This window comes from Streptomyces sp. NBC_01571, assembly GCF_026339875.1.
Classification (GTDB): domain Bacteria; phylum Actinomycetota; class Actinomycetes; order Streptomycetales; family Streptomycetaceae; genus Streptomyces.
In genome coordinates this window covers 6,466,129-6,486,213 of the sequence record NZ_JAPEPZ010000001.1, presented here as the reverse complement: position 1 = coordinate 6,486,213, position 20,085 = coordinate 6,466,129, and the positions used below count along the sequence as shown (strand labels likewise).

Annotated in this window: 20 protein-coding genes; 4 read left to right on the top strand and 16 right to left on the bottom strand. The window is 70.4% G+C overall.

Annotated elements, in window-relative coordinates:
* Window positions 1-2: 2 nt before the first annotated feature.
* From OHB41_RS29360 to OHB41_RS29305, 12 genes are all read right to left on the bottom strand, one after another.
* Window positions 3-596 (bottom strand): hypothetical protein, encoded by a 594-nt coding sequence (locus OHB41_RS29360; RefSeq protein WP_266701110.1) that lies wholly within the window; start codon window positions 594-596, stop codon window positions 3-5.
* A 15-nt stretch (window positions 597-611) separates the two neighbouring features.
* Window positions 612-1,175: a pilus assembly protein TadG-related protein gene (locus tag OHB41_RS29355; RefSeq protein WP_526025066.1), complete on the bottom strand. Its 564-nt coding sequence runs from the start codon at window positions 1,173-1,175 to the stop codon at window positions 612-614.
* Between the two features lie 41 nt (window positions 1,176-1,216).
* Window positions 1,217-1,411: a hypothetical protein gene (locus tag OHB41_RS29350; RefSeq protein WP_266706217.1), complete on the bottom strand. Its 195-nt coding sequence runs from the start codon at window positions 1,409-1,411 to the stop codon at window positions 1,217-1,219.
* Between the two features lie 153 nt (window positions 1,412-1,564).
* A complete protein-coding gene (locus OHB41_RS29345; RefSeq protein ID WP_266701109.1) occupies window positions 1,565-2,296 on the bottom strand; it encodes a response regulator transcription factor in 732 nt (243 codons plus the stop codon).
* On the bottom strand, window positions 2,289-3,896 hold the full coding sequence (locus tag OHB41_RS29340; protein WP_266701108.1) for a sensor histidine kinase: 1,608 nt from the start codon (window positions 3,894-3,896) through the stop codon (window positions 2,289-2,291). Before OHB41_RS29340 ends, OHB41_RS29345 begins: the two co-directional genes overlap by 8 nt.
* On the bottom strand, window positions 3,896-4,786 hold the full coding sequence (locus OHB41_RS29335) for a DUF5936 domain-containing protein (RefSeq protein WP_266701107.1): 891 nt from the start codon (window positions 4,784-4,786) through the stop codon (window positions 3,896-3,898). Before OHB41_RS29335 ends, OHB41_RS29340 begins: the two co-directional genes overlap by 1 nt.
* Window positions 4,787-4,802: 16 nt before the next feature.
* A complete protein-coding gene (locus OHB41_RS29330; protein WP_266701106.1) occupies window positions 4,803-5,744 on the bottom strand; it encodes a type II secretion system F family protein in 942 nt (313 codons plus the stop codon).
* 25 nt (window positions 5,745-5,769) lie between these two features.
* A complete protein-coding gene (locus OHB41_RS29325; RefSeq protein ID WP_266701105.1) occupies window positions 5,770-7,110 on the bottom strand; it encodes a TadA family conjugal transfer-associated ATPase in 1,341 nt (446 codons plus the stop codon).
* A gap of 69 nt (window positions 7,111-7,179) precedes the next feature.
* A complete protein-coding gene (locus tag OHB41_RS29320; protein WP_266701104.1) occupies window positions 7,180-7,599 on the bottom strand; it encodes a TadE/TadG family type IV pilus assembly protein in 420 nt (139 codons plus the stop codon).
* The gene (locus OHB41_RS29315) at window positions 7,596-9,212 is read right to left on the bottom strand and encodes a CpaE/TadZ family protein (protein ID WP_266701103.1); all 1,617 of its coding nucleotides are present in this window, start codon (window positions 9,210-9,212) and stop codon (window positions 7,596-7,598) included. Before OHB41_RS29315 ends, OHB41_RS29320 begins: the two co-directional genes overlap by 4 nt.
* A gap of 39 nt (window positions 9,213-9,251) precedes the next feature.
* Window positions 9,252-9,965, bottom strand: a complete 714-nt coding sequence (gene cpaB, locus OHB41_RS29310; protein ID WP_266701102.1) for a Flp pilus assembly protein CpaB — start codon at window positions 9,963-9,965, stop codon at window positions 9,252-9,254.
* A gap of 192 nt (window positions 9,966-10,157) precedes the next feature.
* Window positions 10,158-11,033, bottom strand: a complete 876-nt coding sequence (locus OHB41_RS29305; RefSeq protein WP_266701101.1) for a hypothetical protein — start codon at window positions 11,031-11,033, stop codon at window positions 10,158-10,160.
* A 398-nt stretch (window positions 11,034-11,431) separates the two neighbouring features.
* Between OHB41_RS29305 and OHB41_RS29300 the strand changes: the two genes are divergently transcribed.
* Complete coding sequence (locus OHB41_RS29300) at window positions 11,432-13,123, top strand: chitinase (protein WP_266701100.1); 1,692 nt, start codon at window positions 11,432-11,434, stop codon at window positions 13,121-13,123.
* A 209-nt stretch (window positions 13,124-13,332) separates the two neighbouring features.
* Here OHB41_RS29300 and OHB41_RS29295 read toward each other — a convergent pair whose 3' ends face one another.
* On the bottom strand, window positions 13,333-13,701 hold the full coding sequence (locus OHB41_RS29295; RefSeq protein ID WP_266701099.1) for a hypothetical protein: 369 nt from the start codon (window positions 13,699-13,701) through the stop codon (window positions 13,333-13,335).
* A gap of 172 nt (window positions 13,702-13,873) precedes the next feature.
* On the opposite strand from OHB41_RS29295, the gene OHB41_RS29290 reads away from it, so the two are divergent.
* From OHB41_RS29290 to OHB41_RS29280, 3 genes are all read left to right on the top strand, one after another.
* Window positions 13,874-14,389 (top strand): SigE family RNA polymerase sigma factor, encoded by a 516-nt coding sequence (locus tag OHB41_RS29290; protein ID WP_266701098.1) that lies wholly within the window; start codon window positions 13,874-13,876, stop codon window positions 14,387-14,389.
* A 102-nt stretch (window positions 14,390-14,491) separates the two neighbouring features.
* Entirely contained in the window at window positions 14,492-15,787 is a 1,296-nt protein-coding gene (locus OHB41_RS29285; protein ID WP_266701097.1) for a hypothetical protein, read from the top strand.
* Between the two features lie 192 nt (window positions 15,788-15,979).
* On the top strand, window positions 15,980-17,317 hold the full coding sequence (locus tag OHB41_RS29280; protein WP_266701096.1) for a M14 family metallopeptidase: 1,338 nt from the start codon (window positions 15,980-15,982) through the stop codon (window positions 17,315-17,317).
* 66 nt (window positions 17,318-17,383) lie between these two features.
* Here OHB41_RS29280 and OHB41_RS29275 read toward each other — a convergent pair whose 3' ends face one another.
* The 3 genes from OHB41_RS29275 to OHB41_RS29265 form a co-directional block, all read right to left on the bottom strand.
* Window positions 17,384-17,986: a hypothetical protein gene (locus tag OHB41_RS29275; protein WP_266701095.1), complete on the bottom strand. Its 603-nt coding sequence runs from the start codon at window positions 17,984-17,986 to the stop codon at window positions 17,384-17,386.
* Between the two features lie 86 nt (window positions 17,987-18,072).
* Entirely contained in the window at window positions 18,073-19,545 is a 1,473-nt protein-coding gene (locus OHB41_RS29270) for a GntP family permease (RefSeq protein WP_168529977.1), read from the bottom strand.
* Window positions 19,546-19,673: 128 nt separating this feature from the next.
* The gene (locus OHB41_RS29265; RefSeq protein ID WP_266701094.1) at window positions 19,674-20,084 is read right to left on the bottom strand and encodes a RidA family protein; all 411 of its coding nucleotides are present in this window, start codon (window positions 20,082-20,084) and stop codon (window positions 19,674-19,676) included.
* Window position 20,085: the final 1 nt, after the last annotated feature.

Sequence of the window (20,085 nt, the reverse complement as noted above, 5' to 3'; positions counted from 1 at the left end):
GGTCACTCGCCATCGGAGAGTTCGATGGTGGCCGGGGGCATGGTCGGCACTTGGAACTGCACGCTTGTCGTCCCGGCGGGCGGCGCGGGAAACTGGGCGAACCAGTCGGCGGTCGCCCCCTGGGAAACACCGCCCTGGAACTTGGTGCAGAGGCAACGTCCCTCGGTGTCCCGCAGGATGAGGTATTTCTTCTTGCCCTTCTCGTCCACCAGGCTTGCCCCTGCCAGGGACCCGCCGTTCTTCTTCAGCTCGTTCTCGTCACTGATCCACTCGGCCCCGATCCACAGACCCGAGGTGCCATTGGTCACCGTGCCGTTGACGGTGACGAAGCCACCCTGGTCTCGCTTGGCCGACGTGACCGCGAGCGTGATGCCGTTGCTCTTGACCTCGACGATCGGCTGATCGGCAGTAGGCGCGCTGCTCTCTTTCGCCTTTCCGCCGGAACTCTTCTGAGCAGGAGTGGAAGCCGACGGCTCCTTGCCTGATTTGCCGTCGCCGCCGCTCCCACCGCACCCGGCCACCGTGAGGAGCAGCCCAGTCGTGATCGCCACCGCGCTCAGCGCCCTGCGGCCCTTCATGGTGTGCCGAAAGTCCATCGGTACGGCTTCCTCTCACTCGGCCAAATGCACAGAGAACAGCACGGACGCGTCCGGAAGGTCGACCGGATCGAAATCTCCGGGGTCGATGTTCACGATGTCGCCGTCACAGTTCAGCTCGACGGGCTTCTTCGGATCCGCGGCCGGTTCGAAATCACAGCGCGGCTGGATGACGGCGACGGCGTGCGCGGTCGCGTGCTTGGTCTCGGTTCCGGGAATGATCGACCTGCCGACCGTGTAGTTGGTCTGGATGTCGGCCTGGTACCCGGGGTAGCCGTTCCTCTCGACAGCCTGCAGGCCTCGAAGCGTCGAGTCGTTCTCGGCGGCCAACTGCTGGGCCGCGGTGTCGGCCCCCACTCCGTCGGGACCCTGTATCCCGTCGAGCCAGTCCAGCCAGTTGTCTGCGTGGCCGACGGCGGCTCCCAGCTTGTCCATGAGCTCGTCGCGGGCGTCCTGTGCCGCTGCCAACGCAGCAGCGTCCGCCGCGGACTGAGCTCCATTGCGGGCGGACGCTGCTTGGGCGAAAGCGAAGAAGGCGAATGCGGCGAAGAGCAGGATTCCCGTCAGCCAGATGTAGATGGGGAGAGTCTGCCCTCGATCGCTGCGCGGTGGGCCGGCGCTCAGCCTCCGCCGACGACGTCGTCCACAGCATTGCCGATCGCCTGCGAGATCCTTCCGTTCAGGCCGAGTTGATCGATGAGGGTGTAGATCCCCGCGATGAGAATCATCAGACCCGCGTACTCCACGAACCCGGCCCCCGCGTCCCGGCCACTCCCCCGCATCCGGGTGGAAACGGTCTCCGTCCAGGCGCGCAGCGTGCGCTCCGCGCGGACTCCGGCCCTCAGCGTCCAGTCCTTCGCCACCACGAGCACTGCCCTCCCACACGCCGCCAAATTTGACACAGGCACCGTACGTGAGAACCCGCCTACTCCGAGTGGGCCCAGGGGCCCAACTTCCGTGCGCTGGAGTCACCGGCTCCACCCCTCCCGCGCCGTCCCCAGCCAGTGCGCGATCGCCTCGCTGCGCGAGGAGCTGTGCAGCTTCGCGAAGATGCGGTTGATGTGGTTCTTGACGGTCTTCTCACTGATGAAGCAGGCGGCGGCGATCTGACGGTTGTTCATGCCGGCGGCGATGAGGTCCATCACCTCCACCTCCCTCGCACTCAGGTCGAAGTCGAGCCGGTCGGGCAGACGGCGGCGGAGCCTTGCTCCATGGCCGGGGTGAGCCTTTGACGACTGTCCCACAAACGGTTGCAGGTGCGAAGAGATTTTGTTCGGTTCGTACGAAACACCGATCGAATCCGGGAGAACACGAGGGCCGCGCCCCACATCCCGTACCGCGGTGATCAGTTCGGTCGTCGTGAACTCGCCGTGGACGAGATAGCCGACCGCGCCCCGGCGTGACGCCTCGGCCACGACCTCGGGTTCACGGCTGTACGTCAGCATCATCACGGGAGCGAGCCGGGCCAGGTCGGGCAGGGCGGTGAGCCCGTCCGTGCCGGGCATGCGGACGTCGAGGAGGACGACGTCCGGCGGATGGGCGGTCGCCGCGGTCACGGCGTCCTCGCCGTTCGCGGCCTCGGCGACGACCTCGATGTCCGGATGACCGCCGAGAAGCGCGGCCAGTCCGGCCCGGACGACGGGGTTGTCGTCGGCCACGAGTACACGGAGGGGCGGGCCGATGACTGCCTGGTCAGGCATGTGCGGCCTCCTCTTGGGGGGTGTGGGGAGGAGTGGGGGCGAGGGGAAGGGCCAGATGGACCTCGGCCCCTCCTTGCTCGGGTCGGGTCAGGTCGATGCGGCCGCCCAGGGAGGCGGCGCGTTCCGCCATGCCGAGCAGGCCGAAGTGGCCGGTTCTGGTCAGGTCGCCGAGGGTGGCGCCGGGAGGCGGGCCCACGCCGTCGTCCCGCACCCGTACCGCGAACTCGGCTTCGCCGGTGTTCACTTCCACTTCCACCGTCACCGCCTTCGCGTGTGCGTGCCGGTGCGTGTTCTCCAGCGCCTCGGACACGATCGCGAGGACGTGGCGGGCGGTCGCCCAGGGCAGGACCGGGCGCTCGCCGCGGTGACGGAGTTCTGTGGGGAGCTGGGTGCGCGCCTCGAACGCCGAGATCTGCCCGGCGAGTTCGGACAGGACGTCCGTTTCCGGCGTGGTGAGGTTCGTATGACGGCGCAGGTCCGACAGAAGGTCTCGGGACTCCACCGCCGCCCGCCGGGCCGCCCCCGCGACCGTCGTCGCCTGGCGCTTCAGCGTGCCCGGGTCCGCACCGTCCGCCGAGGCGGCAGCAGCCAGCGCCTCCGCCGCCAGGGCCAGCCCGTGCAGCGTCTTCGCCACCGAGTCGTGCATCTCGCGTGCCAGTCGCGCCCGTTCCGACTCGACGGCCTCGGCGACGGCCAGGCGGGAGTTCGCCTCGGACAGCGCCTGGCTCGCCGTGCCGAAGCGGAACATCAGGTTGCGCAGGGTGACGCCGATGATGCCCGCGCCGACGCAGAACCCCGCGATCAGGAAGGTGTTGGCGCCGGCCCCCGGGTGGTGCTGCCAGGCCCGGTACACCGTCACCAGGACGATCAGCTGCAGGCCCGTGAAGACGCCCGAGCCGCGCCAGCCGTACAGCAGGCCCGCCAGCAGCGGGGTGCAGACCGTCGCGTAGGCGAGGGGGGACGCGGGGGACGCCGTCAGGAGCAGCACCGCGCCGAAGGTCAGGTCCACGGCCATCAGGGTGGGGTGCGCGAGGAGGCGGGGTCCGAAGCGGTCCCAGTCCCTGAGCATGGCGTACGAGCCCATGACGCCGAGGACGGCGGCGGCCAGGACCGCGTAGCGGGACAGGCCGTCGCTCGCGTTGGCCATCGCGAAGGGGGCGCCGATCGCGATCGCGGCGAGGCGGACGGCAAAGGCCTGGCGACAGAGGGCCTGGAGGGCGTTGAGCTGGAGACGGACGTTGCCGGGGGCGGGGACGTCGTCGGCCAGATAGCCGGGTCCCGCGCCCTCGGGCCAGCTCGACGCCGTCGCCTGCCCGGCTTCCCCCGCCCGTCCCCGTTCCGCCGACGCCGCGGCTCCCCGCGTTCGCTGCGCCGCGCCCTCTCCCCCCGCCTCCGGGTGCTCGGCGGGGCTCGTGGAGTGCTCGGGTGCCCACGGCCGGACCAGCCGGGCCCACAGACGGCCAGGCGGAGCCCACGAGCGGCCCGGTGGGGCCCACGGGTGGCCCGGTGAGGACCCCCGGAGGCTCCGCCGCGCACCCGGCCGGGGCAGTCGCGGCGCGGCAGGCGGCAGCCAGGGCGGCGGCGTGCGGCGGGCGTTCATCAGCGGCCCAGGATCGAGCCGAAGTTCGTGCCCGAACCCAGGAACATTCCCGTGGCGATCAGGATCATCGTCGCCGGAAGCATGAAGACGAGGGTGACCATCGTCGCCTTGGGGATGGTCTTGGCCGCGCGGCGGCGGGCGTTCTGGGCGTCCGTCCGGCGCATGTCCGTGGCCAGCTGGATCAGGGTCTCGGCGATCGGGGAGCCGAGTTCCTCGCCCTGCTGCAACGCCGACACGAACTGGGCGACCTGTTCGGAGGAGTTGCGCCTGCGCAGCTCGTCGAAGGCCTGCCGGCGGCTGACGCCCATGTCCATCTGGCGCAGCGTGATGCGCAGTTCGTCCGCCCAGGGACCCTCGTACTTCTCCGCGACGCGGTCCAGTGCCTGGCGGAAGCCGAGGCCCGCCGAGACCACGACCGCGAGGACGTCGAGGAAGTCGGGGAGGATGCGGTCGATGGCCTCCTTGCGTTCGCGGACCGCCTGCCAGATGAGGGCGTCGGCGGCGACCAGGCCGAAGGTCAGCGAGAGCACGGCGAACAGGAGCCGGCCGTTGGTGAGGAAGATCAGCCCCAGCAGGACACCGAAGATGCCGTACACCGCGCGGCGCGCGGCGTAGCGGTTGAGCGTCAGACCCCCGGGGTTGCCCGCCATGTCTATGCGCCGGCGTTTGGCGTCGACGCGGCGGGGGCCCATCAGGCGCAGCACCGTGGGCGCGAAGCGCATGCCGAGGCGGTCGACGGCGGAATCCGCCTTGGAGACGCGGGTTCCGCCGACCTCCAGGGCGAGCGCGAGGTCGCTGGGCAGTTTGGCGTCGGCACGGATCATGCGGATGCCCAGCAGGGCGCCCGCGACGGCGGCGGCCGTCAGGAGGGCGAGCAGCAGGGGGAGCAACGTGATCCCTCCTTCCTCAGACTTCGATCTTGCCGAGGCGGCGGATGACGAAGAAGCCGACGGTGTACAGGCCCAGCGCGATCAGGACGAGGGCCTGGCCCAGGCCTGAGCCGGTGACGCGGGCGAGCGCGCCCTCGTTCGAGGAGTTGATCAGGAGCAGGGAGCCGAGGCCGAGCAGCGGGACCGTGAAGGCCGTGGCGTTGACCTCGGAGAGCATCGTGCGGACCTCGCGGCGGGTCTCCTTGCGGTCCTCCAGGGTCTGGGTGAGGTTGCGCAGGGAGCTGACGACCGAGCCGCCCGCCTTGTTGGCGAGGACCAGGGTGGTGACCAGGACGATCAGCTCACGGGAGGGGAGCCGCTCGGAGAGCTCGCCGAGTGCGTCGTCGATGGAGCGACCCATCATCAACTGATCGGCGACGTGGGCGAGTTCCTCGCCCGCCGGGTTCTCCAGCTCCTCGGCGGCCATCGCCAGCGCGGTCCGCATGGCGAGGCCGGCGGCGGTCGCGTTGGCCAGCAGTCTCGCCACGTCGGGGAGTTGGCCGATGAAGGCCTCGATGCGTTTCTGGCGCTGCCAGTTGAGGAATATGACCGCGCTCCACACCCCGACCAGGGCGGCGATCGGGCCGAAGAAGGGGGCCAGCACCGAGGCCGCGATCAGCCACAGCGCGACGACGACGGCGGTGACGTAGGTGGCGAACTCGCCCGCCGTCACGTCGAGGCCCGTCGCCGACAGACGCAGGTGGATGGTGCGGCCGAGACGGGTGCGGCGCAGCCGGCGGTCGACGGCGGCGAAGCGGCGTACGCGGCCGGCGGCCGTGCGCAGCGGGCCGCCGCCGGCGAGCCGGTCCACGAGGGCCTGGCGCTGCGCACGTCCGGAGGCGTACGTGTGTACACCCGCGACGGCGAGGGTGCCGCACAGGACGGTGGCGCCGAGGGCCAGGGCGGCGGGGTTGTTCACGGCTCGCTCCTCTCGGTCGTGGTGGTCATCCGATGGCCTGCCTGGGATCGAGTGCGTCCAGGACCTCGACGACGCCGAAGGCGGGCGGCAGTGGCTCGTTGGCGACGTACAGCTTCTCGGCGACCGGGCGGGGCAGCGGGAGGTGCTCGAAACGGCCCTGGACGACACGGTCGGGGCCGACGGGTCGCGGTACGAAGCGGGTGACGGGGACGACCCGGAACTGTTCGCGGCCGTGCGAGACCAGCAGGGCGATCTCGGTGATCCTGCGGGAGCCGTCGGCGTGCCGGGACAGCTGGACGACCACGTCGACGGCCGAGTTGATCTGGTCCTTCAGCGCCTCGAAGGGGATCAGGACCTCGGACATCGAGCCGAGGGTCTGGAGCCGCATGAGGGCGTCCTCCGCGGAGTTCGCGTGGACCGTCGCGAGGGAGCCGTCGTGGCCGGTCGACATGGCCTGCAGCATGTCGAGGGTCTCCCCGCCGCGGACCTCACCGACGATGATGCGGTCGGGGCGCATGCGCAGGGAGTTGCGGACCAGTTCGCGGATGGTGATCTGGCCCTTGCCCTCGACGTTCGGGGGCCGGGACTCCAGGCGGATGACGTGTTCCTGCTGGAGCTGGAGTTCGGCGGAGTCCTCGATGGTGATGATGCGTTCGTGGGACGGGATGAGCCCGGAGAGCGCGTTGAGGAGGGTGGTCTTCCCGCTGCCCGTGCCGCCGCTGACGATCACGTTGAACCGGGCGCGCACGAACGCGGCGAGGAGCATCAGCATCTGTTCGTCGAGCGAGCCGAGGCCGATGAGCTCGGGCAGTGTGTAGGCGCGGGGGAAGCGGCGGATGGTGAGGGTGGGCCCGGTGAGGGCGAGCGGCGGGATGATGACGTTGACGCGTTCGCCGGTGGGGAGGCGGGCGTCGACCATGGGGTTGGACTCGTCGACGCGGCGGTTGACCGTGGAGACGATGCGTTCGATGGTCTGCATGAGCTGTTCGGTGGAGGCGAAGCGGAGCGGGAGCTGCTCGACCCGGCCCGCCCGCTCCACGAAGATCGAGTCCGGGCCGTTGACCATGATCTCGGTGATCGACGCGTCGGCGAGCAGTGGTTCGAGGACGCCGAGTCCGAGGGCCTCGTCCACGACCCGCCGGATCAGCTGGGCGCGTTCGGCGGAGGAGAGGACGGGGCCTTCGCGGCTGATGATGTGGCCGAGTACGCGCTCCAGGCGCACCCGTCGTTCGGCTGCCGCCAGGCTCGACATCTCGGCGAGGTCGATCTCCTCGAGGAGCTTGGCGCGGTAGACGGCGACGAGGTGTCCGTCCTCACGGGCGGGGCCTCCCTCGTCGGGGGTGGCCAGTCGGGATCGCAGGCTCATGGGTTCAGCTCCTCCCGGTCGGTCGTGCGGTTCGGTCGCGGGATCCGCTCGCGGGATCCCGTCATGGGGTCAGTCGTCGGTGGGCATGGTGGCGCGGCGGGTCACCTCGTAGGGGCCGAAGAGGGGGATGACCCCGGGGACACGCACGGTGACCGTGGCGGTGGTGAGGTCCGGCCCCGTCGCGGGGGCGACCCGCGGATCCAGCCATCCGCTCACCGCGGCGCTTCCCGCCGCCCCGCCGTCGCCGCCCTGCGAGGCGACCCGGGCGGCGGCGCGCGCGCCGGAACCGGCCTGGTTGATCCCGTATCCGATGAGGCCGAGCTGGATGGCGGCCATCCCGATGACCAGCAGGATGGGCAGGAACCCGGCGAACTCCAGCATGGAGACGCCCCGGTCGTCACGGAGGCGACGCCCCGGCCGCGGCCTGTCCTTCAGCCGCCGCTCCGGCTGCCGCCCGTGATCCGTCCGCCGTCCCTGGGAGGCCGTCATCCGACGTCCCCCTCCAGCGCCGCGCCCGCCGTCCCTTTCACGTGCCACCCCGCGTCGAACCCCGGGAAGAAGAGCGGGACGTCGACGTCGACGGTGGCCCTCATCACCGAGCCCGCCGGAGCGCATTCGATGCCCGCGTCCCTCCAGGAGCCCGGCAGGTGCCGGCTCCCGGCCGTCCGGCAGGCGCCGCCGACGTCACCGTCGACCGCGTAGGCCGCCGTGGCCGCGCGCGCCGCCTCGTCCGCCGCGTTCCCGGCCAGCGAGTACGAGTAGCCGTACAGCACGCACTGCCACAGGATCGTCATCACGACCAGCAGGATCGGGAACATGCCGGCGAACTCCAGGGTCACCGCGCCCCGGTCGCCGCCCCTCCTGCGCAGCGCCGACGCCCCCCGGTCCGGGGAGGCCTTGCGGCGCCGGCCGCCGCCCCCGCCCTCCTGGGCGACCACCAGTCCCAGTTCCGCCGCCAGTGACCACAGCGCCTGTTTGACGGTGGAGCGGGCGTCCAGGTCCTGGAGGCGGCCCGCGTCCACGACGGACTGGAGCTCCTTGAAGGCGGCGGGGACCGCCGCGCTCGCGACTTTGGTGCCGGTGACGCGTTGGACCAGGGAGGGCTGGATCTCCGTACCGCGGGCGAACCGGTTGACGACCGTGGTCGTCTCCTCCGCCTTGCGGATCTGGAGGCGGTCCCACATACGGACCATGCGTTTGGCGGCGCGGACGGCCACGACGTCCGGGGTGACGAGGAGCAGCGCCTGGTCGGCCATCTCCACGGCCGCCGCGGTCGCGGAGTTCATCTGGGAGCCGCAGTCGACGATCACGACGTCGTGGCGGGAGCGCAGGACCGACAGCACCTGGCGCGTCACCCGGTCCGTGACCTCCTCGCCGCGTTCTCCCTCGGCGGGGGCGAGCAGCAGGCCGACGCCGCTGTCGTGGAGGTAGACGGCGTCCTGGAGGACGCGCGGGTTGATGTCGCTGATCCCGGCGAGGTCGGCCACCGACCGGCGGAACTGCACGTCCAGGTAGGAGGCGACGTCGCCGGACTGGAGGTCGAGGTCCACCAGCGCCACGTTCCGCCCCGAGGCCTTAGACGCCAGGGCGATCTGGACCGCGGTCACGGTGGTGCCGACGCCGCCCTTCGCCCCGGTGACCGTGACGACGGTGCCGCCGGGGCCCGTGTACAGCTCGGGCGTACCGCTGCCGAGGTGGCGCCGCATGCCGAGCGACCATCCGGCCGCGGCCTGGACGCGTTCGGCGAGGGCGTCGTAGCCGAGCGGCAGACCGATGATGCCGCGGGCGCCGGAGTCCATGGCGGCGGTGAGGACGCCGGTGCTGGCGTCGGCCGTGATGAGGACGACACCGACCGCCGGGAAACGCAGCACCAGATCGCGGATGAGGTCCAACGCCGGTACGGGACCGATGCGTTCGTGGACGAGGACGACTTCGGGCAGCTCGTCGAGCGACTCCGCCGCGAGCCGGGCGAGGGTGTCGAGGAGGGCGGTGGAGTCGGGGACGGGCGGGGCGGGTTCGGCGTCGGCGAGCTGGCTGAGCAGGGTGGTGAGCGCTCGGGCCGAGTCGATGTCGCCGACGGCCGGGAGGATACGAATGGTCATCGGCACGGCCCCGGGGGCGTGGACCTCATGCGCGGCCTCCTACTTGTCCTGGTCGAGGGTGTACGTACGCTCGCCGGGGGCGACGGTGGTGTCGGAGCCGCCCGCGACCAGGGCGAGCCGGACGTGGGTCGCGAAGGACTCGGCGTACGCGACGCGTTGGGCGTCGGCGGTGTCGAGCGCGAAGGTGATGGGGACGGCCTGGGTGGCGGTGCGGCTGCGTTCGGCGCTGGACTGGCCGGGGTCGAGGGCGGTGAGTCTGCCGACGTCGATGACGCGCGCGTTCGCCACGATGACCTTGGACTGGTCCTTCTGCTTGTCGTTCTCCGCCTTGAAGGTGGCGTAGATGTTGACCCGCGCGCCCGGGTCGATCTTTCCGGCCACACCGGTCGCTGCGTCGATCATGATGGCGATCTCCTGCTGGCCCGCTTCCAGCGCGGGCCGGTCCACGATCATGTCGCTCTGGAGCAGAGAGCCCTTCTTGAGCTGGGTGACGGCGATCTTCCCGCGGATCCGGGAGAGGTCCGTGACCGCCGTGGAGGACAGCCAGCGCTCGGGCATCGAGATCTTCTGGAACTGGTCGGCCGTCAGCTCCTTGTAGGGCGCGATGTCGTCCTTCAGGCGGTACGCCGAGACCTCCGGGCCGACCTTGGAGTTCACGTCGCGGATCACCGAGAGCACTCCGGCGAAGGCGCCCAGGGCGCACAGGACCGAGAGGACCAGCAGGATGACGCCGCGGCGCTGGCGTGAGTTCATGACGCGGACAACCTCGATCGTGGGGCGGGGACGGCGGGGTCGAGCGGTCGTGCCTGGTGCTGTTCAGGTGCTGTTGAGATGTCGCTGTGGAGCCGTGGTGCTACGGGCCGGTGGCGCTGCGGAGCCGTGAGCCGCGGTCCGCGCAGCCGGCGCGACCTGCACGGCTTGTACGCCTTGTGCGACCTATGTGGCTCATGTCATGCCCCGGGGCAGGGCACGCACTGGAGAGGATGCCCGCACCGCGGCGGCCGGAAGCTCAGAGGGCGGTGGCAGCGGCGCGGCACAGAACCCGCAGCGGTCACCGATGAGTTCGAGTCCGCACCAGTGGCACTCCTCCCGCCGGACGGACGACACGAGTTGGTAGAGCACGGAGACGTCGTACAGACCGGCGGCGAACTCGGCGAGCTTGGTGGTGCCCCACCAGCGCCCCGACTCCTCCGGCAGTGGCACGGTCGCGACGCCCTGTACCCGCCAGGCGGGCGCGAGGGTCGCCGTGACCCAGTCCGAGGGCGGCTGCCCGGAGGCGACGAGCAGCCGGGTACCGAACTCGGGCCCGGCGATCTCGTCCTGGCCGATCCGCGCGAGCTGGGGCCGCGGGGTGGCCAGTACCGCGAACTGGGCGCCCGGCACCCATGACTTGGCGTGCGACTTCAGGGTCACCGGCACCCGGTCGAGCTTGGCGACCGAGCCGAGCAGGGCACCGGCGTAGATGTAGTGGGCGAGCAGCCGGGCGGAGGAGGCGAGCACACCCGGACTGAAGTCGCAGCCGGACAGCTGGCGCAACTGCTGGACGAGCAGGGCGAGTCCGAGCGGCGGCAGGTCGATGCCGAGCAGCGCGATCCGGTCGCTCTCCAGGACGGAGCGGACGGTGTGCAGGCGCCGGATCACGGCCGCGTCGACCGAGGCCGGGTAGAGCGCGATGACGTACCCGTGCTGCTCGATGAGCGCGTGCATTCCCGTGAGGGAGCCTTCGAGGGTGTCGAGGGGCTGGACGACCGCGGGCGGAGTCTGCCGGTCGTGCGGCGGCAGCACCAGGTCGGAACTGGTGACGGCTATCGCGGTCGGCACGCTGCACACACCCCGTTCGCCGCGGCGAGGTGGTCAACCACCGCCACGGATCGCCCCTGTTTCGTCATGGACCGCCACAGTTGGCCGCAGTTCGTCACTGTGACGTCCCCTCGCACCTTGCATCAGCACCATATCCACGGCATGGCCCGCTCAACACCGAATCCGCCAGATCATCTCACGGAAGGTGCGGGCATGATCAACGGAGAGTAAGGCGAATACGCGACAAGTCGCCCACGCCACAAAGGGGTTGGGATTTCCGGCCGTTCCCCGAGGTCTTGACAACAGGATTGGTCTGGACCAACTTGTAATCCAGCGGTGGCCGCCGTTCCGTATCCCTCCCCATCCCTCCCCATCCCTCCCCCACCCCCCCGGAGGACCCAGTGGACCGCGTCACACGCATGCCCGCACGGAGATGGGCGGTCGGCCTCGCCACCGCAGTCACCGCCTCCGTCCTCTCCCTCACCGGCCTGGCGGGCCAGGCCCAGGCCGCCGACGTCAACAACGCCAGGAACGGCGGGTACGAGTCGGGCCTGAGCAACTGGACCTGTTCCGCGGGCAGCGGTACGACGGTCTCCTCACCGGTGCACGGCGGCTCGGCGGCGCTCAAGGCGACGCCGGCCGGGCAGGACAACGCCCAGTGCACCCAGTCCGTCGCGGTCAAGCCCAACTCGACGTACACGCTGAGCGCGTGGGTGCAGGGCGGGTACTCCTATCTCGGTGTGACCGGCACGGGCACCACGGACGTGTCGACCTGGACCCCGGACTCCGCCTCCTGGAAGCAGCTGTCCACCACCTTCACCACCGGCGGGTCGACGACCTCGGTGACGGTCTACACCCACGGGTGGTACGGGCAGGCCGCGTACTACGCCGACGACCTCTCGGTCTTCGGTCCCGACGGGGGCGGAGGCGGCGACCCGGCCCCCACGGTCCCGGCGGCGCCCGCCGGTCTGGCCGTCTCCTCGACCACCTCCTCGTCCGTCTCCCTGATCTGGAACACGGTGTCGGGAGCGACGGGTTACAACGTCTACCGGTCCGGCACCAAGGTGACGGCGGTGACCGGGACCTCGGCGACGGTGACCGGACTGACCGCGTCCACCTCGTACCCCTTCCAGGTCACGGCGACCAACTCGGCCGGTGAGTCGGTGAAGTCGGCGACGGTGACGGGCACGACGAGCGCGTCCACGGGCGGCGGCGGGGGCACCGCGCTGCCGAAGCACGCCGTCACGGGCTACTGGCAGAACTTCAACAACGGCGCGACGGTCCAGAAGATCTCCGCCGTCCAGTCCCAGTACGACATCATCGCGGTGGCCTTCGCGGACGCGACCGGCACACCGGGCGCGGTGAGCTTCAACCTGGACTCCGCCGGCCTCGGCGGCTACACGGTCGACCAGTTCAAGGCGGACATCAAGGCCAAGCAGGCCGCGGGCAAGAAGGTCGTCATCTCCATCGGCGGCCAGAACGGCACCGTGTCCATCAACGACCCGACGTCCGCGGCGAACTTCGCCGACTCCGTCTACTCCCTCATGCAGACGTACGGCTTCGACGGCGTCGACATCGACCTGGAGAACGGGCTCAACGCGACGTACATGACGCAGGCGCTGCGCTCCCTGGCGTCCAAGGCGGGCTCGTCCCTGATCATCACGATGGCCCCGCAGACGATCGACATGCAGTCCACCTCGAACGCCTACTTCCAGACCGCCCTGAACATCAAGGACATCCTCACGGTCGTCAACATGCAGTACTACAACAGCGGTTCGATGCTCGGGTGCGACGGCAAGGTCTACAGCCAGGGTTCGGTCGACTTCCTCACCGCCCTCGCCTGCATCCAGCTCCAGGGCGGCCTGGCCCCCTCCCAGGTGGGCCTGGGCCTCCCGGCCTCGACGAGCGGCGCGGGCAGCGGCTATGTGTCTCCGACGGTGGTGAACAACGCGTTGGACTGCCTGGCCAAGGGCACCAACTGCGGCTCCTTCAAGCCCTCCAAGACCTACCCGGACCTGCGCGGTGCGATGACCTGGTCGACGAACTGGGACGCGGCGGCGGGCAACGCGTGGTCGAACTCGGTGGGGGCGCACGTGCACGCGCTCGGCTGACGCGCCTGCCTCCAAGCCCCCTGAGCACGGCCCGCCCCGCCCGGAACTGTCATCGCATCCCGGCTCGTTGCCAGGTGCGAACGGTTTCGGCGGTGGCGGGCCGCGGGGTTGTTTCGGATCCCACGGAACGTCAGAAGCGTCTGGGCGCCGAGCTGCGCAAGATGCGGACGGCAGGCAGGGCCGACCACCTTCTCTGAGCCGCCGGACGGCTATCCCATCGGCCGGTAGTACCCCAGCACCCACGCCAGCTGTGCGAACCACCCGCGCAACAACTCCCGCGGCTTCGCGGTCACCACGCACTCGTAGACCCTGCCGTCCAGGTGGACCACGGCGACCATCAGGGCCTTGCCATTGGGGCTCGCCTTGTAGTGGACGCTGCGGATCTCGGCCCAGGGGAAGTCGACCGTGATGTCGTACATCTCGAAGGCCACACCCGACACGTCGACAACGACCGAGTTGTGCTTGTCGACCGCCAGGAACTCCGGGCCGGGCGCCGCGGGCTGTGGCGGCTGCGGGGCGTACTGCGGCGGGGGCGGGCCGAAGCCGGGTGGGGTGGAAGCGGGCGGCTGGTCTGTCACTCCGGCAACCTACCCCGGCGTACGCAGACCCCCTCCGAGGAGGACTCCCCGTGGGCTCCCAGCGGCATCCCCGTGGACTCCCTCTGGACCTTCTTTCCGTCCACTGAAACATTTCCGGGGGGCCGGCGCATCAATGAGGTGAAGGCGGCGGTACGAGAGACACGGGAGCGGAATGAGACAGATCCGGGGGGACGACTACGCCGAGTTCGCGGCGGCGCGGGCGGGGCACCTCTACCGCTCCGCCTGTCTGCTCACCGGCGGGGACACCCATCTCGCCGAGGACCTGGTCCAGGAGACCCTCGGTCGCCTGTACGTCCGCTGGTACCGGGTCTCCCGCGTCGGCAACCCCGCCGGATACGCGCAGACCGTCCTCACCCGTACCTTCCTCGCCCACCAGCGGCGCCGCAGCAGCCGGGAACGCGCCACGGACGAGTTCCCCGACCTTCCCGACCCCCGCGCGGCCGACACCGACACGCCCCTGCGGCTGACCCTGGTCGAGGCACTCGGCCGGCTGTCCGCCAAGGACCGGGCCGTGGTCGTGCTGCGCTACTGGGAGGACCGCAGCGTCGAGGAGACCGCCGAGGCCATGAACGTCAGCTCGGCCGCCGTACGCACCCGCTGCACCCGCGCGCTCGCCCGGCTGCGGCTGCTGCTCGGGGACGCCCTCGGCGAGCACGCCAGACCCTGACGCCGACCCGGCGCCGACGACCGTACCGAGACTTCCGAACCACAGCTCCGACCCACAGCTCAGACAGACAGCCCTTACGGAGAGCAGAGAGGGTGATTCGCCATGCCCGTTGACGACCGCCATCACGACCACGACCGGTACCACGACCACCACCGGGACAACGACCACGAGGACCGTTTCGAGGAACGGCTCGGCGAGGCCCTGCACCAGGCCGGCGGGGCCTACGAGACCGACCGGCGCGCCCTGGTCGCCGCCGGCGAGACGCGTGGCCACAGGCTGCTGCTGCGGCGCAGGGCCGCCGTCGTGGCGGGCGTCGCCTCGGTCGCGCTCGTGGGCCTCGGCGGGGCACTCCTCGTACCGGGCGGCGACGACGGGCGGCAGTCCGTGGCCACCGGTGCGAAGACCCCCGTCGCTTCGGCCACCCCCAAGGCGTCGTACACCGGCGACCAACTCATCGGCATCCTCGAGAAGCTGCTCCCCCGGGGCGAGTTCGGCTCGGCGGAAGCACGCGGCACGGACGAGCAGCTGCCGCCGTACGCGCAGGTCGTCTACAACGACGGCAAGGGCAAGGCGGCCATCGCCGTCGGCTTCAACCGGGTCCTGCCCGGCAGCGAGCAGGCCCGCCAGACCATCGCGTGCCCGGACAAAACCCTGACGCCGTTCGACAGCTGCGCCGTGACCAGGCTGTCCGACGGCTCGGCGCTCAAGCTCTTCCAGGGTTACGAGTACCCGGACCGCCGCGCGGACACGAAGCTGTGGACGGCGGACCTCGTCACCCCCAAGGGGCAGCAGGTCAGCGTGAGCGAATGGAACGCCGCGGCCGAGAAGGGCGCGCCGGTCAGCAGAGCCGAACCCCCACTGTCCCCGGCACGGTTGAGGACACTCGCCACAGCCGGTGCGTGGCTGGGCGTCGTCGACGCGATCCCGGTGGACCCCAAGGCCCCGACGGCGGCACCCGCACAGCCCTCGGGCATCGACGGCGGCTCGGTCGCTTCCACGCTCGTCTCACTGCTCCCCAAGGGCGTCAAGGTGGTCGCCAGGAGCGGCCCGGACAGCGGGTACGCCTATGTCGTCGTCGACGACGGCAAGGGCAGGAGCCTGGTCCAGATCAACGTGCAGCCGAACATGTCGGACGTCGAGGGCCAGCTCTTCGGGGCGGGCGCCGAGACGCTGGCCGACGGCACGAAGGTCATCACGCACGAGGGACCGGGCGCGAAGGGCGGCGCCGGCGTCGTCATGTGGACCGCCGACACCATCAGGACCGACGGGTTCCGTGTGGTGGTCAGTGCCTTCAACTCCGGCAGCCAGGTGACGGCCGCGACCCGCACCGCCCCCGCGCTCACGACGAAGCAGCTCCGGGCGATCGCCCTCAGTGCGAAGTGGCGCGGTCTGGGCTGAGTTCCCTCACCGCTCTCACGCGTCGGGCCCCGTCGGGCGGACTTGCCGGCGGGGTCCGACGCATGACTGGTTTCTGCCACCGGCCCTTTGTCGTCTCTTGACCTGCCCATGCCAAACACTCACCATGAGCGCCACACCCGCACTCCGTACGTCGCACTGATTCCACCCCCCACACTCCGCCAAGGAGACTTCATGCGACTTCACAGACGCGGCAGGCGCACCGTCACCCTCGCGACCCTGCTCGCGCTCGCCCTCGCCGCCCCGATCACCGCCACCGCCACCCACGCCACGGCGACCGGAGCGAAAGCCCCCGCACCCTCGGCCGACGACATACGCCAGTACGAGATCCACCAGAGCACCACCCCGGTGACCCGCACCGCCATCCAGCAGACCGGCGTCACCGTGGACGAGGCCGACGAGGAGACCGTCGTCGTCTCGGGCCGCGCCGACCAGGTCGAAAGGCTGCGCCGACTCGGCTACGAGGTCTCCCTGTTGGGGTCCGCGCCGAACCGGTCGAACGGCGCCGGCGACGTCCGCCTCCTCGACTTCCCCTCGGCCGACTCGAAGTACCACAACTACGCCGAGACGAACGCGGAGATCGACCAGCGGCTCGCGGCCTACCCGAGCATCATGAGCAAGCGGGTGATCGGGAAGTCGTACCAGGGCCGGGACATCGTCGCCATCAAGGTCAGCGACAACGTGGCCACCGACGAGAACGAGCCCGAGGTCCTCCTCACCTTCCACCAGCACGCCCGCGAGCATCTGACCGTCGAGATGGCGCTGTATCTGCTGCGCGAGCTCGGGGCCGGATACAGCAGCGACTCCCGCGTCACCAACATGGTGAACGGTCGCGAGATCTGGATCGTCCCGGACCTCAACCCCGACGGCGGTGAGTACGACATCGCGACCGGCTCGTACCGGTCCTGGCGCAAGAACCGCCAGCCCAACTCCGGTTCCTCGTACGTCGGTACGGACCTCAACCGCAACTGGAACTACAAGTGGGGCTGCTGCGGCGGCTCGTCCGGCTCCACGTCCTCCGAGACCTACCGCGGCGCCTCCGCCGAGTCCGCACCCGAGGTGAAGGTCGTCGCCGACTTCGTACGCAGCCGGGTCGTCGGCGGCAAGCAGCAGATCACGGCCGGGATCGACTTCCACACGTACAGCGAACTCGTGCTGTGGCCCTTCGGGTACACCACCGCCGACACCGCGACCGGCATGACCGCGGACGACGCCGCCGCGTTCAAGGCCGTCGGCCAGAAGATGGCGGCCAGCAACGGGTACACCCCGGAGCAGTCCAGCGACCTGTACATCACCGACGGGTCGATCGACGACTATCTCTGGGGCAGTCAGAAGATCTTCGACTACACCTTCGAGATGTATCCGACGTCCAGTTCCGGAGGTGGGTTCTACCCGCCCGACGAGGTGATCGAGCGGGAGACCTCGCGGAACCGGGACGCGGTGTTGCAGTTGCTGGAGAACGCGGACTGCATGTACCGGTCGATCGGGAAGGCGACGCAGTACTGCAGTTGACCGGGGCGGTGCGGTGGGTGGGGAACTGCGGGCCGCATGTGGCTGGTCGCGCAGTTCCCCGCGCCCCTACGGGGCGCTCTCGTCCAGGGCCTCTTCAGAATCCTCACCGTCTTCGAAGTAGGCGTCCAGGACCGCGTCCAGCTGGTCCTCCCACTCCTTGAAGCGGGCCCGGGCCGTCGCCTCGATCTCGATCGGGTACCAGCGGCCGTCCGGGGTGTGCACCGTGATGGTGAACCGCTTCCCGAAGCGGGGCGATTCCGTCTCGACGGCGCCGATCTCGTCCCAGCGGAACTCCGCCTCCTGGTCGTCCAGACGCAGGTGCACGCCGCTGTGGTCGGCCTTGATCGAGGCGCGCCGGTCGGACGCCTCGAACACCGGTCCGTCCGGGTCGGGTTCGGGTTCGGGCTCGGAGTCCGAGTCGGATTCGGAGGTGGCCTCCTCTCCCGGCTCGGCGGATGCCTTCTCGGCGGCCGGCGTCTCGGGGGCGGCGTCCTCGACAACCGCCTCCTCGGACACGGCCTCCTCGGAGGCGGTCTCCTCGGACGCGGCCTCCTCGACGGCCGCGTCCTTCGGCTCCGCCTTCGCGGGTGACGTGAGCCCGGGGATGTACGCCGGGTTCACCGCGGCGGCGTCCAGGGGCTGGCTCTTCGAACCTATGCGCTGCTCCACAGCGGGCAGTATGGTCGAAGATCCTGTGTCGGACACAGCCAGCCCCCAAGTTGGCAACGCGACTGTTGTACGAAGACGCCCCGTACCTACACGAACAGGCTCACCACCGCCGCCACCGCGAAGCCCGCCACCGACAGCACCGACTCCAGGACCGTCCAGGTCTTGAGGGTGTCCCGTTCGGAGATGCCGAAGTACTTCGCGACCATCCAGAAGCCGCCGTCGTTGACGTGCGAAGCGAAGATGGAGCCCGCCGAGATGGCCATGATGACCAGCGCGACGAACGCCTGGGAGTGGTCGCCCTCCGTCAGCAGCGGGGCCACGATGCCGGCAGTCGTGACGATGGCGACCGTGGCCGAGCCCTGGGCGACCCGCAGGACCAGGGAGATCAGGTAGGCGAGGACGACCACCGGCAGGCCGACGTCGTTGAAGGTGTCGGAGAGGGCCTGGGCGACCCCGCTGCCCTTGAGGACCGCGCCGAAGACACCGCCCGCGCCGACCACGAGCAGGATGTTGCCGACCGGCTTGAGGGAGGCGGTGGACACCGTCTCCAGCGACTTGCGGGACCAGCCGCGACGGATGCCGAGCAGGTAGTACGCCAGCAGCAGCGCGATCGTCAGGGCGACGAAGGGGTGGCCGAAGAACTCGATGACCGAGCGGCCGGTGGAGGGGTCGAAGGCGATCGAGGAGAAGGTCGCGAGCAGGATCAGCACCAGCGGCGTACCGATGATGGCCAGCACCGTGCCGAGCGGCACCGGCGCCTCCCGCGGCGTGACGCCGGCGGTCCGCTGTTCCTCGACCAGCGCCGCCTTCGCCTCGTCGGCGGCCTCGACCATGTCCTGCGGTACGGGGACGAAGATCCGCTTGCCGACCCAGGCGGCCCAGGCCCAGGCGGCGAGCACGGCGGGGATGCCGCAGACGATGCCCATCAGGATGACCCAGCCGAGGTCGACGTGGAGCAGACCGGCGGCGGCCACCGGACCCGGGTGCGGCGGCAGGAACGCGTGGGTCATGGACAGGCCGGCGAGCAGCGGCAGGCAGTACAGGAGGATCGACTTGCCGCCGCGCTTGGCGGCCGCGTACACGATCGGCGCGAGGACGAAGATGCCGACGTCGAAGAAGACCGGGATGCCGAAGATGAGGCCGGTGAGGCCCATGGCGAGCGGGGCGCGCTTCTCTCCGAAGAGCTGGAGCAGCCGGGAGGCCAACACCTCGGCTCCGCCGGAGACTTCGAGCACGGCGCCGAGCATGGTGCCGAGCCCGATGATGATCGCGATGTGGCCGAGGGTGCCGCCCATGCCGGACTCGATGAGCGAGACGGCGTCGGAGCGCTGGACGGTGCCGAAGAGTTCGGTGACCGAGAGACCGGCCGCGAGGCCGACGGCTATGGAGACCGCGAGCAGCGCGACGAACGGCTGCAGTCTGACCTTGATGATCAGGAAGAGGAGAAGCAGGATGCCGAGCGCGGCGACCGTGAGGAGGCCGGCGGTGCCGTGGATGAGGGCGATGAGTCCACCGGTGTGGGGTGGGGTCTCGGGCGCGGCGGCGGCGAGCAGGGACATCACGGGGACCTCGTAATTCCATGAGCTTTCGGGGCAGGGGGAATCGCGGTGCGGCGCCCCGGGAACGGGCGCCGCACCGTGATGACGTACGGAGTGCGGGAGAAGGCGGGAGAGAGCGGAGCCCGGCGTCAGCTCAGGACGGCCAGCGCGTCGATCTCGATGAGGAGGCCCGCGGGCAGACCGACGTAGACGGTCGTGCGGGCGGCGGGGGGCGCGGTGAGGCCCTGCTCCTCGAAGTACGCGTTGTAGATCTGGTTCATCTCGGCGAAGTGGTCGACGTCGGTGAGGTAGACGCGGATCATCATCGCGTCGTCCCAGGTGGCGCCGCCCTCTTCGAGGATGGCCCGGACGTTGGCGAGGGTCTGGAGGGTCTGCTCGCGCAGGGTCGGGCCCGCGGGCGTCGGCGGCTCGCCCTCGACCGCGGGCAGGAAGCCGACCTGGCCCGCGACCTGGAGGATGTTCCCCTTCCTGACTCCGTGCGAGAACTTGGCGGGCGGGGTGGTGTGGGTCTTGGGGGTGAGGGCGGTCTTCTCGGTCATG

Coding starts and splice junctions, on each gene's coding strand:
- OHB41_RS29360 (WP_266701110.1), bottom strand. CDS start 596: ATGGACTTTCGGCACACCATGAAGGGCCGCAGGGCGCTGAGCGCGGTG.
- OHB41_RS29345 (WP_266701109.1), bottom strand. CDS start 2,296: ATGCCTGACCAGGCAGTCATCGGCCCGCCCCTCCGTGTACTCGTGGCC.
- OHB41_RS29340 (WP_266701108.1), bottom strand. CDS start 3,896: ATGAACGCCCGCCGCACGCCGCCGCCCTGGCTGCCGCCTGCCGCGCCG.
- OHB41_RS29325 (WP_266701105.1), bottom strand. CDS start 7,110: ATGAGCCTGCGATCCCGACTGGCCACCCCCGACGAGGGAGGCCCCGCC.
- OHB41_RS29320 (WP_266701104.1), bottom strand. CDS start 7,599: ATGACGGCCTCCCAGGGACGGCGGACGGATCACGGGCGGCAGCCGGAG.
- OHB41_RS29315 (WP_266701103.1), bottom strand. CDS start 9,212: ATGACCATTCGTATCCTCCCGGCCGTCGGCGACATCGACTCGGCCCGA.
- cpaB (WP_266701102.1), bottom strand. CDS start 9,965: ATGAACTCACGCCAGCGCCGCGGCGTCATCCTGCTGGTCCTCTCGGTC.
- OHB41_RS29300 (WP_266701100.1), top strand. CDS start 11,432: ATGCCCGCACGGAGATGGGCGGTCGGCCTCGCCACCGCAGTCACCGCC.
- OHB41_RS29290 (WP_266701098.1), top strand. CDS start 13,874: ATGAGACAGATCCGGGGGGACGACTACGCCGAGTTCGCGGCGGCGCGG.
- OHB41_RS29285 (WP_266701097.1), top strand. CDS start 14,492: ATGCCCGTTGACGACCGCCATCACGACCACGACCGGTACCACGACCAC.
- OHB41_RS29280 (WP_266701096.1), top strand. CDS start 15,980: ATGCGACTTCACAGACGCGGCAGGCGCACCGTCACCCTCGCGACCCTG.
- OHB41_RS29270 (WP_168529977.1), bottom strand. CDS start 19,545: ATGTCCCTGCTCGCCGCCGCCGCGCCCGAGACCCCACCCCACACCGGT.
- OHB41_RS29265 (WP_266701094.1), bottom strand. CDS start 20,084: ATGACCGAGAAGACCGCCCTCACCCCCAAGACCCACACCACCCCGCCC.